13 protein-coding genes are annotated in these 16356 nt (G+C 57.0%); 5 read left to right on the top strand and 8 right to left on the bottom strand.

What is annotated here, in order from left to right:
- Positions 1 to 10 precede the first annotated feature (10 nt).
- On the top strand, positions 11 to 925 hold the full coding sequence (locus GPM19_RS10830; RefSeq protein WP_160419059.1) for a LysR family transcriptional regulator: 915 nt from the start codon (positions 11 to 13) through the stop codon (positions 923 to 925).
- A 6-nt stretch (positions 926 to 931) separates the two neighbouring features.
- On the opposite strand, the gene GPM19_RS10825 is transcribed toward GPM19_RS10830, so the two are convergent.
- Both GPM19_RS10825 and GPM19_RS10820 read right to left on the bottom strand, forming a co-directional pair.
- Complete coding sequence (locus tag GPM19_RS10825; protein ID WP_160419058.1) at positions 932 to 2527, bottom strand: ATP-binding protein; 1596 nt, start codon at positions 2525 to 2527, stop codon at positions 932 to 934.
- 3 nt (positions 2528 to 2530) lie between these two features.
- Positions 2531 to 3289 carry a winged helix-turn-helix domain-containing protein gene (locus GPM19_RS10820; protein ID WP_160419057.1) on the bottom strand — a complete coding sequence of 253 codons (759 nt, stop codon included), beginning with the start codon at positions 3287 to 3289 and terminating at the stop codon, positions 2531 to 2533.
- 303 nt (positions 3290 to 3592) lie between these two features.
- On the opposite strand from GPM19_RS10820, the gene GPM19_RS10815 reads away from it, so the two are divergent.
- Complete coding sequence (locus tag GPM19_RS10815) at positions 3593 to 6484, top strand: ribonucleoside-diphosphate reductase subunit alpha (protein ID WP_227842365.1); 2892 nt, start codon at positions 3593 to 3595, stop codon at positions 6482 to 6484.
- Between the two features lie 38 nt (positions 6485 to 6522).
- Positions 6523 to 7761, top strand: coding sequence for a ribonucleotide-diphosphate reductase subunit beta (locus GPM19_RS10810; protein ID WP_160419055.1), 1239 nt, complete (start codon positions 6523 to 6525; stop codon positions 7759 to 7761).
- Between the two features lie 149 nt (positions 7762 to 7910).
- On the opposite strand, the gene GPM19_RS10805 is transcribed toward GPM19_RS10810, so the two are convergent.
- The 3 genes from GPM19_RS10805 to GPM19_RS10795 all read right to left on the bottom strand — a co-directional run bounded on the left by GPM19_RS10805 (position 7911) and on the right by GPM19_RS10795 (position 10974).
- A complete protein-coding gene (locus GPM19_RS10805) occupies positions 7911 to 8660 on the bottom strand; it encodes a copper resistance protein B (RefSeq protein ID WP_160419054.1) in 750 nt (249 codons plus the stop codon).
- Positions 8657 to 10357 carry a copper resistance system multicopper oxidase gene (locus tag GPM19_RS10800; RefSeq protein WP_160419053.1) on the bottom strand — a complete coding sequence of 567 codons (1701 nt, stop codon included), beginning with the start codon at positions 10355 to 10357 and terminating at the stop codon, positions 8657 to 8659. The genes GPM19_RS10805 and GPM19_RS10800 overlap by 4 nt, the downstream gene beginning before the upstream one ends.
- Before the next feature lie 89 nt (positions 10358 to 10446).
- Positions 10447 to 10974: a cupredoxin domain-containing protein gene (locus GPM19_RS10795; RefSeq protein WP_160419052.1), complete on the bottom strand. Its 528-nt coding sequence runs from the start codon at positions 10972 to 10974 to the stop codon at positions 10447 to 10449.
- A 203-nt stretch (positions 10975 to 11177) separates the two neighbouring features.
- Between GPM19_RS10795 and GPM19_RS10790 the strand changes: the two genes are divergently transcribed.
- On the top strand, positions 11178 to 11843 hold the full coding sequence (locus GPM19_RS10790; protein ID WP_160419051.1) for a response regulator transcription factor: 666 nt from the start codon (positions 11178 to 11180) through the stop codon (positions 11841 to 11843).
- On the top strand, positions 11830 to 13170 hold the full coding sequence (locus GPM19_RS10785) for an ATP-binding protein (RefSeq protein ID WP_160419050.1): 1341 nt from the start codon (positions 11830 to 11832) through the stop codon (positions 13168 to 13170). Before GPM19_RS10790 ends, GPM19_RS10785 begins: the two co-directional genes overlap by 14 nt.
- A gap of 125 nt (positions 13171 to 13295) precedes the next feature.
- On the opposite strand, the gene GPM19_RS10780 is transcribed toward GPM19_RS10785, so the two are convergent.
- Genes GPM19_RS10780 through GPM19_RS10770 form a run of 3 tightly spaced genes read right to left on the bottom strand, consistent with a single transcriptional unit; the run spans position 13296 to position 16347 of the window.
- Positions 13296 to 14393: a type III polyketide synthase gene (locus GPM19_RS10780; protein ID WP_160419049.1), complete on the bottom strand. Its 1098-nt coding sequence runs from the start codon at positions 14391 to 14393 to the stop codon at positions 13296 to 13298.
- A complete protein-coding gene (locus GPM19_RS10775) occupies positions 14390 to 15568 on the bottom strand; it encodes an NAD(P)/FAD-dependent oxidoreductase (RefSeq protein WP_160419048.1) in 1179 nt (392 codons plus the stop codon). The genes GPM19_RS10780 and GPM19_RS10775 overlap by 4 nt, the downstream gene beginning before the upstream one ends.
- Positions 15565 to 16347 carry a methyltransferase domain-containing protein gene (locus GPM19_RS10770; protein WP_160419047.1) on the bottom strand — a complete coding sequence of 261 codons (783 nt, stop codon included), beginning with the start codon at positions 16345 to 16347 and terminating at the stop codon, positions 15565 to 15567. Before GPM19_RS10770 ends, GPM19_RS10775 begins: the two co-directional genes overlap by 4 nt.
- Between the last annotated feature and the right edge of the window lie 9 nt (positions 16348 to 16356).

Raw genomic sequence — 16356 nt, 5'->3', positions numbered from 1 at the left:
AAATTCACTTATGATCGAGTTACGTCACCTGAGAACCCTGGCCGCCCTGCGCGAAACCGGCTCCCTGGTGGAAGCCGCCGACCGCGTGCATCTCACCCAATCCGCGCTTTCGCATCAACTCAAGGACCTGGAAGCCCGTCTGGAAAGCACACTCTTCGTGCGCAAGACGCGGCCGGTGGAATTTACCCGTGCCGGGCTGCGCTTGCTCGCCCTGGGCGATCAGGTATTACCCCAGGTACGCATGGCCGAACGCGACCTGGCACGCCTGGCGGGCACCGAGCAGGGGCGGTTGCATATGGCCATCGAGTGCCACAGCTGTTTTCAATGGCTGATGCCCACCGTGGATCATTTTCGTAACCATTGGCCGGAAGTGGAAATCGATATTCCCAGTGGCCATCATTTCGACCCGCTGCCGGCTCTTGCCCGGGAACAACTCGACCTGGTGATCACCGCCGACCCCCAGCCGATTACCGGTGTGCACTATGAACCCTTGTTTCGCTATGAGGGCTTACTGGCAGTGGCTCGTCAGCATGCGCTTGCGGCAAAGCCATTCGTGACCGCCCAAGACCTGCGAGAGGAAACCTTGATCACTTATCCGGTGGAGCACTCACGGCTGGATGTGTTTACGCAGTTTCTCGATCCCGCCGGCGTACGTCCCAAAGAGATACGTACCGCTGAGTTGACCATCATGATGATGCAACTGGTGGCCAGTGGACGGGGAGTCTGCGCCTTGCCCAGCTGGGCATTGACCGAGTATCTGGAGCGCAATTACGTGAGTGCGGTGGGCCTGGGGCGCGAGGGCGTATGGGGAACCCTTTACGCGGCATTGCGCGAAGAAAATCGAAAAGCACCCTGGATGGAGGATTTCCTGCGTACCGCCCGGGAAACCTCGTTTGCAGTACTCGAAGGTATCAAACCGGCCTGAGCCGTATCATTCACGGCGGGGAAGCAACAGCGTAAAGCGGGCACCTTGCAACTCAGGGCTTTGATCCACGGTCACGCTGCCCCCGTGCCAAGCCATGATCTTTTCCACGATCGAGAGCCCCAAGCCGTATCCCCCAGAGCTGCGCGCTCGGCTGTCATCAAGCCGGGCAAAAGGCTTGAATATCTCGGCACGCGCCTCCTCCGGCACACCGGGGCCGTCATCTTCGACATCGATACGCACCAGATGAGGCTCGTCGTATAACCGGATAACCACTCGCGACTGGGCATAGCGGCAGGCATTGCTGACCAAGTTCTGCAGGGCGCGCTGCAAGTAACGTGGTTCCACACTCAATTCGACATCGTCATCGTGCACCAGCTGCAGCGACAAGTTCTCATGCAAGGGTGAAAGCGTCTCGATGACTCGCTCTGCCATGGCCCCGCAGTCTATCAGTGCGGTTTGCATTTCCGCGCCGTTGATCGACTCGCTGCCCAGGCGGGCATAGGTGAGAATCTCGTCGACCAGATCGTCAAGTTCGGAAATGTCGCCATCGATGCCTTGCAGTTGGCGCCGAATCGCCGGCTCCTCGGTCATGTCTTCGACCATCTGGACGGCAAAACGGATACGTGCCACCGGGGTGCGCAATTCATGTGAGACAGCGCGAATCATTTCCTGCTGACCACGCAACAAAGACTGTACCTGATTGGCCATGCCATTGAACGCCATCCCCAGACGGCCCAGAAAATCGCCGCTTTCCACCTTCACCCGGGTTTCCAGGCGCCCGCTGGCGATGCGCGTGGCGGCCAGTTCCAACCGCGACATACGGGTTTCGATACTGCGCATGATCAGGTAGATGATCAGTGCCAGCACCACCATCAAGCCGAGCAACAATGCCAAATGCAGCTTCAGCGGCAGCGACTCCTGGCGGATGACCGGCCCGGCCTGTAACCACTGCGCCTCTCCCGGCAGGCGATACAGCAACTTGGCGTCCAGCGTATACGACAGTAATTGCGTGACCACTTGGCCTTGCTCGAGTTGCGCCTGCTGAGCTGAAGTTATTTCTTCGGGCGGTTTCAGCAGCAAACTCAGCGGCCATGCGCCCTGCTCCAGGATATCCAAGCGCTCGACCCGTTGTGATCGGCTGACGCTAGCCAGCCAGTTACCCAACAAGCGCATCATGCCCTGCCACTGGCGTTCGCTCCAGCCGGGCAACTCGGCCTGAAGTACCCAAGGCATTTCAGGCAACTGCTGTTGTAGTTCCCAGGTGTCGCCCGAACCATTGTTGACCAATACCTGCCCGCGTGCGAGACGGGCACGGGCGAAATACTGACCACCGAGTTCTTCGATCGGAAGCAATGACAGGTCCATGTCCAGTTGCCGGGCATAGTCAGCCAATACTTCTTCCCGGGATGCCTCGGGCTCATTGGCGAGCGCTTGTGTCAACAGCGACATGGGCAATGCCACCAGTTGTTCCCGGTGGTCTTCGTTACGTACTTGTTCGATCAGCATTCGCCCTGACAATGCCAGGAGAAACAGCATCAACAGCGCCAACCCGAGCAATACATAAAAACGCAGGAAAGTGCCATGGGACAACAAGCGCCGCATCAATTAGCCATCCTTGACGAACAGGTATCCTTTACTGCGCACGGTCTTGATCCGGTGCGGCTGGTTGGGGTCGTCACCGATCTTGGGGCGAATGCGCGAAACCCTCACATCAATCGAACGATCCTGACCATCATATTTGATGCCACGCAACTCGCTGAAAATTTCCTCGCGAGTCAGAACGCGCCCTGCATTGCGCGCCAGCAGCCATAGCAGGTCGAATTCAGCGCTGGTCAAATCAATTCGTTCGCCCTGAAGCCAGGCTTCGCGAGTGGCGTTGTCGATTTCCAGATTCTCAAATTTCAACCGCATTTCGCCGCCCGGGGCCGGCGCATCGGCTCGTCGCAGCAGTGCCCGCATACGGGCCAGCAACACGCGTGGCTGAACCGGCTTGGACACATAATCATCCGCGCCCATTTCCAGCCCCAGCACTTGATCGAGATCATCGGTGCGAGCGGTCAGCATCATGATCGGTCCAGCGTAGTTGGGACGCACCCGACGGCAGACGGAAAGGCCGTCTTCTCCCGGCAACATTAAGTCCAAAATCACCAGATCCGGCTGCAAGGTCAGTATGCGATCCACTCCCTTGCTGCCATCGGCTTCCAAGGTGACCTGAAAGCCATTGGCTTGGAGATAATCACGGGTCAACTCGGCCAGACGCTGGTCGTCTTCAATGATCAGGATGTGGTCCTGATCAGGATAGTCAGGCACCGCAGACTCTTGTGATCCCAGTGCCTGAAATTGTTGTTCCAAGTGATCCACCATCCGCTTTTTTCACTCCATGGGGCTAATTTGTTATCTCACATGCACATTGTGCATGCCAGGGTAGTAACTTGTTACAAGGATACCTTAAAACAACCACTACGCCTTGCCTTAGGCTGCATTTTCACACTTCCTGGGGGTGGCCTTGGCACTGCCGATCAAAAACTTGAACACTGAGACCAAACACACTATCTTGTGTTTTTTTAATAATAGCACACCACATAGTGTGCCTTAGCAGAAGCACCTCCTTCTATCAAGCAGCTTTTTAGCCGTCCGGCAAAACCTGGCCTCATGGAATTTCCCATCATGTCCGATGATTTGTATCCTTCTACCACCACCGGCGTTGGCGTCACCGCGCCGCAAACCCTAAGTGTCATCAAGCGCGAAGGCGATGTCGCCCCCTTCAATGTCGACAAGATTTCCGTTGCCATGTACAAGGCATTCATTGCCGTGGAAGGTGACGACGCTGCTGCTTCCTCCCGGGTACGAGCGTTTGTCCCACAGGCAGTGCAAACCATTCAGCAGGCCTTTCTACGTCGCATGCCCGATGGCGGTACCGTACATATCGAGGATATCCAAGATCAGGTCGAACTCACCCTGATGCGCGCCGGCGAGCAGAAAGTCGCCCGCGCCTATGTACTTTACCGTGAAGAACATGCCCGGGCGCGCGCCACCAACGAAGCGGCAATCGCCAAGCCGCATCCCGATTTGAATGTGACGCTACGCGACGGCAGTACCCGCCCGCTGGATCTGGGCCGTATCGAAACACTGGTAACCGATGCCTGTACCGACCTGGCCAATGTTGACGCCGGTGCCATTGTCCAGGCCGCGTTGAAAAACCTCTATGACGGTGTCACCGTCGATGGGGTTTCCCAGGCGCTGACGATGACCGCTCGCACCCTGGTCGAGAAAGAGCCCAACTACAGCTACGTCACCGCCCGCCTGCTCCAGGACAACCTGCGCCGTGAAGCCCTGTCTTTTCTGGGCGTCGCCGACGAAGCCACTTACTCGGAAATGGCAGAGCTCTACTCCCCGGCGTTTCAAGCCTATGTAAACAAGGGCATTGAATTCGAACAACTCGACCCTCGCCTGGCCGAATTTGACCTCGACCGCCTGGGCGCGGCACTGGATCACCGCCGTGACCTCGCCTTTACTTATCTGAGTCTGCAGACACTTTACGATCGTTACTTTCTTCACCATGACGAGAGTCGTTACGAGCTTCCCCAAGTACTTTTCATGCGTGTGGCCATGGGACTGGCACTGAATGAAGATGATCGCGAAGCGCGGGCCATTGAGTTCTACGAGCTGCTTTCCAGCTTCGATTACATGGCCTCCACGCCGACCTTGTTCAACGCCGGCACCGTACGCAGCCAGCTTTCCAGCTGTTACCTGACCACCGTGCCGGACGATCTAAATGGGATCTATAGCGCTATCCGCGACAACGCCATGCTCTCCAAATGGGCCGGGGGGCTCGGCAACGACTGGACGCCGGTACGCGCCCTAGGTGCCTGGATCAAGGGCACCAACGGCAAGTCCCAGGGTGTGGTGCCGTTTCTCAAGGTGGTCAACGATACCGCGGTTGCGGTCAACCAGGGCGGAAAGCGCAAGGGGGCGGTGTGCGCCTACCTGGAGACTTGGCACCTGGACATCGAGGAATTTCTCGAGTTGCGCAAGAACACCGGCGACGACCGACGCCGCACCCATGACATGAACACCGCCAACTGGGTGCCCGACCTGTTCATGAAGCGGGTATTCGACGATGGCGACTGGACGTTGTTTTCGCCCTCCACCTGCCCGGACCTGCACGAGCTTTACGGCGCCGCTTTCGAGAAGCGCTACGAAGAATACGAAGCGATGACCCATGACGGCCAGCTCAGACTATTCAAGCGGGTCAAGGCCAAGGACCTGTGGCGCAAGATGCTCTCGATGCTGTTCGAGACCGGCCACCCCTGGATCACTTTCAAGGACCCCTGCAACCTGAGAAGCCCGCAGCAACACGCCGGTGTGGTTCACTCCTCGAACCTTTGCACCGAGATCACGCTCAACACCAGCATCGACGAGATCGCGGTATGCAACCTGGGCTCGATCAACCTGGCTCAGCATATTCGGGAAGGCAGGCTGGATAGCGCCAAGCTGGGCAAAACCGTACGTACCGCCGTACGCATGCTGGATAACGTCATCGACATCAATTACTACGCCGTGGATCAGGCGCGTAATGCCAATTTCAAGCATCGTCCGGTGGGGCTCGGCATCATGGGCTTCCAGGATGCGCTCTACGCCCAGGACATTGCCTACGCCAGTCAACAGGCGGTGGAATTCGCCGACCGTTCCATGGAATTGGTCAGCTATCACGCCATCGAAGCCTCCTCGGATCTTGCTGCCGAACGTGGCAAGTACTCAAGCTTCGAGGGCTCGCTGTGGAGCCAGGGCGTACTACCCATCGATTCCATCGAAAAACTCAAGCTCGAACGCGGCGAAAGCTATATCGAGGTCGACACCAGCACCACTCAGGATTGGCAGCGCCTGCGTGAGAAGGTTACCCATCAGGGCATGCGCAACTCCAATGTGATGGCGATCGCCCCCACCGCGACGATCTCCAACATCTGCGGCGTGACGCAGTCCATCGAACCGACCTATCAGAACCTGTTCGTCAAATCCAACCTGTCCGGCGAGTTCACCGTGGTCAACGCCCCTATGGTGGATGATCTCAAGGCTCGCGGCCTATGGGACGAAGTGATGATCAACGACCTCAAGTACTACGATGGCAGCGTTCAACCCATCGAGCGCGTGCCGGACGACCTCAAGGCCAAGTACGCCACGGCCTTCGAGATCGAGCCCAAATGGTTGGTGGAAGCCGCCTCGCGGCGCCAGAAATGGATCGACCAGGCCCAATCACTGAATCTCTATATCAAGGGCGTTTCGGGCAAGAAACTCGATGTCACCTATCGCATGGCGTGGTTTCGCGGCCTCAAGACCACCTACTACCTGCGTGCCCTTGGCGCCACCTCGGTGGAAAAATCCACCGTCGAACGCGGCACCCTGAACGCCGTGAGTAACGGCTCCGCGCCAACCGCCGCACCCGAAGCCTCTAGCGTTCAAGAACCGCGGGGTGTCGACGACTTCCTGAACGGCAAGGGTGGCCAGCGCCCGCCTTCGGCAAGCGATATCGATGAACTGGGCTGCGAAGCCTGCCAATAACGCCCCTATACAAGAGATTTACATGACAGGAGAGCCACATGCTGAACTGGGATGAATTCCATGAGGACGACCAAGCCGTCGCCGAAACGATGTCAAAACCCAAGCCGGCTCCCGCCGCCCCGACAGCGTCTTTTGAAGCCGATGCCGGTGAGCTGAAAAGCGATTACCGCCCGGTGGAGAACGACCGCCTGCAGCGCGCCCGCCAGTCGCTGGAACGATTGGATGTCGCCGCCGGCCTGGAAGAGCTGGAAATGGGTGCCGCGCGCATCGAAGTCGACGACAAGCAGATGATCAACGCCCGCGTCGACCTGAACCAGTTGGTACCGTTCAAGTACGAGTGGGCCTGGCAGAAATACCTGGATGGCAGCGCCAACCACTGGATGCCCCAGGAAGTGAACATGAACGCGGACATCGCCCTGTGGAAGAGCCAGGACGGCCTGACCGCCGACGAACGTCGCATCGTCGAGCGTTCGCTGGGCTACTTTTCCACCGCCGATTCGCTGGTGGCCAACAACCTGGTGCTCGCGCTGTATCGCCTGATCACCAACCCGGAATGCCGCCAGTATTTGCTGCGCCAAGCCTTCGAGGAAGCCATTCACACCCATGCTTACCAGTATTGCGTGGAGTCGCTGGGCATGGATGAAGGCGCGGTGTTCAACATGTACCGCGAAGTGCCCTCGGTGGCCGCCAAATCCGCCTGGAGCCTCAAGCACACCCAATCGCTTTCGCGTCCGGACTTTCAAACCGGCACCCCGGAGACCGATCAGGAACTGCTGCGCAACCTGGTGGCCTTCTATTGCGTCACCGAAGGTATCTTCTTCTACTGCGGCTTCAGCCAGATTCTCTCCATGGGGCGGCGCAACAAGATGACCGGCGTGGCTGAGCAGTTTCAGTACATCCTGCGTGACGAATCCATGCATTTGAATTTCGGCGTCGACATGATCAACCAGATCAAGATCGAGAACTCCCACCTCTGGACACCGGAATTTCAGGATGAAGTCACCCAGATGATTCTCGAAGGCACCGAGCTTGAGATCGCCTACGCCCGCGATACCATGCCGCGCGGCGTACTGGGAATGAACGCGGCGATCATGGAGGAATATCTCCATTTCATCTGCAACCGCCGCCTGGCTCAGATCGGCCTGCAGGAGCAATTCCCCGGCGCCAAGAATCCTTTCCCTTGGATGAGCGAGATCATCGACCTGCGCAAGGAAAAGAACTTCTTCGAGACCCGCGTCACCGAGTATCAGGTGGGTGGCGCGCTGAGCTGGGATTGAACCGTACTGCAAGACGCATCGTAAAATAAGGCACCCCCGGCCCAGGCTGCATTCAGCGTATTCCGGGGGCGCCTGGTTACGCTTGCGCGCTTTGCTTATCTTTACCTACATATTTTTCTGGAAATAAAATGTAAGACCCGTCAGAGAGGTTAGAAGGAGAGTCTCGCTCCAATAACGGCGAACCAGTCCTCCGTACTGCCGCCATCGGCTTCGGCGAAATCCGCCGTGTCTCCATACTTGCGTTCATGAACCACCCCCACATAGGGTGAGAAAGAACGGTCTATCAGATCGTAACTCAACCTGAGTCCGGTTTCGGTGGAAACCAGGCCCTTGCCGACTCCAATTTCCCGGTCTTCGCTGAATGCAACCGTGGCATCAAGATTAGCCGAAAGAATCCAGTAGTTCGTGAACAACAGCTCGTACTCCGCATCGAGCTCGGCGGAGGTGTCTCCATCCTTGCTCACATAAAAATTCGTATCGACCTCAAACCACTGAGGGGCAAGGCCCGCAACACCCAGCACCGCATAGGTACGGTCGGGCCCCTCTGGGGTGTCGAATCGGACTCCAGCCTTGGCGTCAAAGAACTTGGAGATAGGAACCTGCCCAACCAGCTGGTTTTCAAGTCCCTCGTAAGTCTGCTCCTCTATGGCATACTCGCCCTTGCTCAGCCAACGAACCTTCAGGTCGTCAGTGCCATAAAAGATATCTGCATCCCAGACAGCCAGTTCTTCATCGGCATCGCTGTAGCGGTACTCGAATTCTTCAAACTGGGCGCCCCATATAGTGATAGGCTTTTTTCGATCCGTGATGTCAGACAGCATCTCCTGTGCCGACACCACCGCTGGGATGAGTACGCTACCCAGCAAGCTGACGGCCATCAACGATTTGGTACGGTTCATGCGTCACCTCCAGCATCGGTCGCAGCTTCAGTGCTGGGCTGAGAAGCCTCAGGTCCGCCCTCGACAATGACCTTCCGGAACATCCCTGCAGCGGCGTGATACGACAGGTGACAATGGAAAGCCCACTGTCCAGGTGCATCGACCTCAGTTTCCATATACAGGGTGGTGCCTGGCTGAACGCTGACCGTGTGCTTGATGGGATTCCATTCTCCCGCGCCCACATCGAGAATTGACCACATACCGTGGAGGTGCATGGGGTGCGTCATCATGGTTTCATTGACAAACTTGAAGCGAACGCGCTCGCCGTACTGCAACCGGATTGGGTCCGCATCCTCGTACTTGACACCATTGATGCTCCAGGTGTATCGCTCCATGTTGCCAGTCAGGCGGAGCTCGATTTCCCGGGTTGGCTCCCGGTCTTCATAGAGCGGTTTCTGGGCTTTCAGATCCGTGTACGAAAGGAACTTGCCACCGTTGGCTGCCGTTGGGGCGATACCACTGCCTTTTGCATAGAATGGATCACTGACCTCATCTCCATTTTCCATCATGCCGCTATGGTCCATACCCTCCATAGAAGAAGGATCCATTCCAGCCATGCTGGAATTATCCATGTCCGACATAGTGGAATGGTCCATACCGCCATGGTCCATTCCCGGCATTCCCGCCATGTCGGCCATGGTCAGACGAGCGGGGTCACGCATGGGCGGTACGGGGGCTTGCATTCCTTCTTCCGGCGCAAGTGTTGCCCTGGCAAACCCTGAACGGCCCATGGATTCGGCGAAAACAGTGTACGCCTGTGCATCTCGAGGACGCACAATCACATCATAGGTTTCAGCGACACCAATCCGGAATTCGTCCACATTGACCGGCTGGACGTTGTTGCCGTCCGCCTGCACAACGGTCATATCCAAGCCGGGAATACGCACGTCGAAATAGGTCATGGCAGAGGAGTTGATGAACCTCAGACGAATACGCTCACCGGGCTTGAACACGCCGGTCCAGTTCTGTTTTGGACCCTTGCCATTAATCATGCCGGTAAAGCCTTGAACATCCTCGATATCCGCCTTCATCATGCGCATATCACCCCAGGCCAGACGATCTTTTACGCTGTCCATGAAGCCGTGCTCAGAAACTTCTGAGAAGAACTCTCCCACTGTCTGTTGCTGGCGATTGTAATAATCCGGCGTGGTTTTCAGATTGCGCATGATGCGGTCACCGGAGTGGGGATGCTTATCCGTCAGCTGGATGACGTAGTCGCGATCGTACCGGAATGGCTCCCTTCCTTCGGGCTCAATCACGATGGCGCCAAAGGCACCGTCTGGCTCCTGAAAGCCGGAATGGCTGTGAAACCAGTAGGTTCCGGCCTGGACAACCGGGAAGTTGTAGGTGAACGTTTCGCCCGGCTTGATGCCGGGAAAGCTGATTCCCGGTACACCGTCCTGGTCGAACGGGAGGATCAGGCCGTGCCAGTGAATTGATGTCATTTCATCAAGGTTATTCGTCACATTGATGGTGACTTCTTCGCCTTCCTTGAAGCGCAACTCCGGGCCGGGCGATTTTCCGTTGTACCCGATGCCTTCTTTTACGAAATCTCCGGTGTCAATCTTGATCCGGTCAACCGTCAGGTCGTATTCGCCAGCCAATGCGATCATCGGCAATAGCATACTCAAGGCACCTGCCAAAAGGCGTGCTTTCATGATGTTCTACTCCGCTATGCACTTACCACTTGCGGGGTGCCGAGCTTAAGCCGCCCGGCACCCGAATGACTCAGAGGACGGCCTCCGGATCAGTTGAAATTCACGTCGCCGTACATGCCAGCCTGGTAGTGGCCGGGCACATTGCAGGCGAATTCAAGATTGCCTTTCTCCGAAAACGTCCAGACGATCTCCTTGCTCTGGCCCGGCTCTAGCAACACACTGTTCGGATCGTCATGCTTCATGGAATGGCCGTTGCCCATATCCATTTCCATCATGTCGTGGTGCAGCTTGCCACCCTGGATAACCCCGTGCTCAACCATCATCATCATTTCCTCCTGGTGAGCTTCGTGCATGGCAGGCGTACCGATATTGAATTCGTGCACCAGATTGCCCTTGTTTTCCACCACAAAACGTACAGTTTCCCCCTGCTGGACCTCGATAGCCTCAGGCTCGTAGTAGTTGTCATGCATCTCGACAGTGATAGTTCGATCGGCTTCCGACGCCTTAGCCGGTTCACCGCTCTTCGCACCATGCCCATCTTCATGGGCACCAGCCCCTAGCGCTGTTACTGAAATCGACATGGCCACTGCGGCAACTATGAATTTTGATGCGTTCATCAAAACGTCTCCTGTGATATGGCTTGCGTTAAACCCTTTGTGGGTTTGTCCGGTAACTTGAGCATTTGATCGAAACGATCGCCACCATGGCGCATTAACCTGAATTCTTTCTGAAAATGCCGATATATTTGCTGTTCAGGCTGAATTCAGGTTACTCAGCGACACTGCCACAGCCTGCTTTGACCCAGAGAAGGAAACGATAAATGCGATTACTGCTGGTAGAAGATGACCGCCTGTTAGCCGACGGGCTTGCCAGCCAACTTGAGAAAGCCGGTTTCAGCGTGGATACCACCCGCACTGCCAGAGAAGCGATAATTCTGGGTGAGCAGGAAGATTATAGGGCCGGCGTATTGGACCTGGGACTGCCAGACGGAAATGGCCTTGACGTATTGCGGAAATGGCGCATGAGCAACGCCAACTTTCCGGTATTGATCCTTACGGCGCGGGGAGACTGGCAAGACAAAGTAAACGGCCTGAAGGCTGGCGCAGACGACTACCTTGCCAAGCCATTTCAGACGGAAGAATTGATTGCCAGGCTGAATGCCATCGTGCGCCGAAGCGAAGGGCGCGTGCAGTCCACTTTAAAGGCTGGACGCTTTGAGCTGGACGTGAACCGACAGAGCCTAAAAATGGCAGATGGTATTGAGCACAGCTTGACCGGTACTGAATTTCGCCTGCTTCGATGTCTCATGAGCCGCCCGGGGCATGTTTTTTCCAAGGAACAGCTCATGGAGCAACTTTACAACCTTAACGACAGCCCAAGCGAAAACGTCATCGAAGCCTATATCCGCCGCCTGAGAAAGCTGGTGGGTGTAAATACCATCGCCACACGCCGTGGTCAGGGGTACTTGTTCAATGATGCTGTTTAGAAAGCCGGCGTCCGTTAAGGGAACACTTCTGGCCCTGTTATTGCCGGCCGGCATCGTTCTGATGGCGCTCGCATGGCTTGTCCAGGGGTTATTGCTGGACAGGATGTCCCGAGAGTTCGTTGAGAGCCGGCTAAAGGATGAAGTGGCCTTCCTTGAGCATCAGATTCGTCAATCCGGTGGCAGAATAGACACGCTCCAGACAGGTGATTACTTCCAGGAAGTGTTTCATCATGCCTTCGCCATCCACTCATCCTCTCAAACGATGATTTCGCCGCAATCCTGGCGCCCTCTGCTGAGTCCCTTGCTGCAGTCCGATCGACAGGGAACTCTCAGAGTACGCGATGCGAAGGCACTCAATGCGCCTTCGGATATTCTCGCCTATCGCAAATCGTTTCTCGTTAACGACATCCCCATGGTGGTTATCGTTTCAGAAGACATGGGTGCGTTACAAAACAGCCAAGCAGAGCTACACGCTTGGACGGCTATCGTATCTATCCTGCTGATTCTTTTGCTTGTCGGGGTCATCTGGGTGGTTATTACCCTGTCAATGTGGCCCGTTGCATCGCTTCAGGCCGCACTTAAAAAACTGCAGGGCGGTGAAATATCACGAATCAATGTCCAGGCGCCTGAGGAGTTCCGGCCCCTCGTGCAACAGCTCAATCAACTCCTCGATTCTCTCGATCAACGACTCGAACGTTCACGAGAGGCGCTGGCCAATCTCTCGCACAGTGTCAAGACGCCAATCGCGGCAGTTAGGCAGACTCTCGAAGATACCAGCCGCCCGCTCGATAATAGCCTGAGACATGAAATGGGATTGCGACTTGGTGATATCGACAAGCAGCTTGAAGCGGAAATGCGGCGTAGTCGATTCGCTGGCCCACAGGTTGGAAAAAGCACCTACCCAGTGAAACAAGCCAGAGACCTTTTGTGGATGCTAGGCCGTTTGTATCCTGAAAAGTCTTTCGAGCTGTCAACTGAACTCACGGACGAGCACCGTTGGCCCATTGAGGAGCATGATCTGAACGAAATACTCGGCAATCTTCTCGATAACGCTGGAAAGTGGTCCTCGCGATGCATCGAACTTTCCTTGAAGGAAGATCGCAAGCAAATGCAGATTGTGGTTAATGACGATGGCCCCGGCGTAGCCGAAGACGCCATAGGTAAATTAGGCAAAAGAGGGTTGAGGCTCGACGAACAGACGCCCGGACATGGCTTGGGTCTGGCAATCGTTTACGACATAGTTCAACACTATGAGGGGCAGGTGGACTTTTCAAGAAGCCCCTCGAATGGATTAAAGGTGGAAATCGCCATTCGCCATCCTGCCTGAGACACTGGTTTCCATACACGAATATCGAGGGCAATCAGGTTACCTATGTTAATGAGTTAATTACTCCCGATCACTACAAGACACCCCTTGTTGATCCTCACGATATAAACGCTGCAGGGTTAGCGCTAGGCCAGAAGCACTCCCTCAAATGCCAACCCTGGCCCGAAACCCAGCATTACGCAGGGACCGCTTGCCGCCTGGGCTTGCAGGCGTTCAAGCACGAACAGCACCGTTGGCGAGGACATGTTGCCATGTTCGGCCAATACCTCCCGGGAAGCCGCGTCGGCCTGCTCCGGCAGCGATAACGTCTGGGTTACCGCTCGCAGAATATCCGGCCCTCCCGGGTGGATCGCCCAGTGGGCCACGTCACTGACGGTCATGTCATGCTGCGCCAGCCAGCTTTCCACCCATTCCCCCAGCGAGGCACGAATCAATTTAGGCACCTCGCTCGATAGCGTCATTTCAAAGCCATGATCGCCGACGTTCCAGGTCATGGCATTGCCGGAATGTTGAGCAATACGACTCTGCGTCTCGATCAATTGCCACCCTTGCGCCCGGCTATCAGCCGGCCCCAGAATCGCCGCTCCGGCGCCATCCGCGAACAGGCCGTTGGCGACGATTTTCTGCGGGTCCCAGCCATACTGAAAATGCAAGCTGCATAGCTCGACACAGCAAAGCAGTACCCGCGCCTCTGGAAGCTCCCTGACCAATCCACTTGCTGCGCGCATGCCATTGAGAGCGCCATGACAGCCCATGAAACCCAGGTTCAAGCGCCCGATATCTGCTGATAGCCCCAGACGCTCAGGAAGTTCGCTATCGAGCCCCGGTGCTACCAAGCCGGTGCAGGTTACCGTCACCAGATGGGTGATCTCATGAGGTTCGACCCGGCTATTGCGCAGAGCCTCGCGACAGGCCCGCTCCGCCAGTGGGCCGGCTTCCTTCGCATAACGTTGCAGCCGGGTGGCGGTACTCGGCCCGCGATCCTGCGCCGATAGCGGAGGGGGAAAGAAATTCTCGAACCCTTCGGCGCCTTCTCCAGGGCGCAGCAAGACACTGCCGCGACGTTGCACTCGGGTATGCCGATAGACGCGCCTAAGCCAAGCCTGCTGGCGTTCATCACGGGTACAGCGCTGCTGGGCGAGTTCAATTGCAGTATCCTGCCCTAACCCGCCTCTGGGCGAGGCGACACCGACCCCCATAAGGCTTGCCTGTGGCGTTTTCATTCCCTCTCCTTGGAGCTGAATCGGTAGCGACGATTGAGCCCTATCGTTAACGGCGCGGCCAGCGTCGGCACGGCGTTTACCAGCGGCAATAATGTCGCCATCAGGCGGGGATGGCGCAACAAGGCCGATACCCTCCAGCAGGTGCGTTGCCGTTTGCCGATTATCCGGGCATGCCGTGCCGTCCATTGCCTGACCAGGCCAGGTTGCCACTGCTGGATAGCGTCAAGGGCCAAGGGTTCAATGGCGGCGGCACCTGCCAGTGCCCAGCCCATGCCTTCACCGGTGAAAGGCTCCACGTAGCCGGCCGCGTCTCCTACTAACAATAGGCGTTCGCCACCCAGGCAAGGATGCGAGCGCTTCATGCGGGGTGTGCCCTGCCAGTTCGCCTCGTAAAGCGAATCGAACAGCGCAAAACCCGAGGCTTGTAGCAAGTGAACCACGGCGAAAGTCGGTCCACCACACTGCTTTACCCAGGCCGGATCAAGAGCGGCACCGATATTCAGTTGCCCTCCCTCGACACGCACCAAGCCAACGTAACCATGCCGTCCACAGGCCATATGTATCGTGTCCGGATAGTAAAAAGCCGGTGCCTCAGCCAGCGTGGTACCTAGCCCGATGCGTGAAGTCTTATCGACATGCCGTACTTTCACGCTATCGCCACGCAACAGCCGGCTACCCAGCCCATCAGCCCCGATGACCAACCGGGCACCGAGTGTTACTCGATCAGTGGCGTTATCCAGCACCACAGGGCGACACTCACGGCTGAAGGCCGGGGTATCGGCACCTTGCGTATTCGTCAACGATGCATGGGTGGTGGGTAGAAAACAGGCCCCGGCATCGATGGCGCGCTCCACAAGCCGGGCATCCAAGGTGCGGCGGCTAACGGCTCGGCCAACAGGCAATCCCAGCACCGCCTGCCGCTTGCCGCTTGCCAGGCGAAGGCGAGAGTAAATCGGAGCGGTGCTAGCAACATCTTCCAGGCCGGCCTCATTCAATGCGTGCAGCGTGGCGGCATTGAGACAGCCACCACAGGCCTTGTGACGCGGCCACACGGATTTTTCAACCAGCAAGACGCTGAATCCGCGGCGTGCCAGACGATAAGCCATCACGCTTCCGGCGACGCCCGCCCCCACGACGATCACATCCCACTTCTGGGACAAGCTGTGAAGCCTCATGGCAACGCGCCTTGGTGCGTCATTGGTGCTACTCCCTGGTTACGCGACCAGGACAGCATGAAGCGACTCGGCCAATGCCGCTCGAATCGCACGCCTTGAAGCCCTGCCTGACTTGCCAGCCGCCGTGCCTCGGCCACCGTCAGTGCTGCACGCACCGACCGCATTGCATCCACATGGACGATTTTCGAGGCCGAGAGCAGGCGAGTACCCACGTAGGCTAGACCATAGCCAGTGTGGTTACGGATCAAGTCACTGACCAGCAGGTGATCAGTCTGCGCTGCCAGTTTTTCAAGTAGAGCGGCAATCTGGGCATCGCTGAGATGGTGCAGAAAAAGCGTCGAAGTGATGATGTCATAGCGAGCAAGCAAGGGGTCTTCAAGCACATCGAGAGGAAAAAAACTCACCTCTACCTTTTCACGAACGGCTTGACCCTGGGCGAAGTGGAGAGCCGTTGGGCTGATATCACAGGCCTCGATACGCAGGCGAAGACCGGCGTCACGCGCACGACGTGCCAAGGCAATGGCCACATCTCCCCCGCCGGTGGCGACATCCAGAACCGAAAGGCTGGAAAGCCGCCGGGCCTTGGCAATGCGTGCAATTCGAGGCCACAATGCCGCCGCCGTTCGGCTTGCAGCATTGATGCGGCGCAGACCGTTTAGCGCTGCCTGATGCGCCTTTCGATCAAGAGCTGGATCGTCCATCAGTTCGCCTTCAAGCTGACGATGGGTAAGCGACATGAGCATGGTCCGAGCACCGGTGGTAAAAGAAACTGCCTTCACTATCGTAAG

Origin of the sequence: Vreelandella zhuhanensis (genome assembly GCF_009793355.1) — a bacterium.
Taxonomy (GTDB): Bacteria; Pseudomonadota; Gammaproteobacteria; order Pseudomonadales; family Halomonadaceae; genus Vreelandella; species Vreelandella zhuhanensis.
This window is presented reverse-complemented; position numbering and strand designations above follow the sequence as displayed.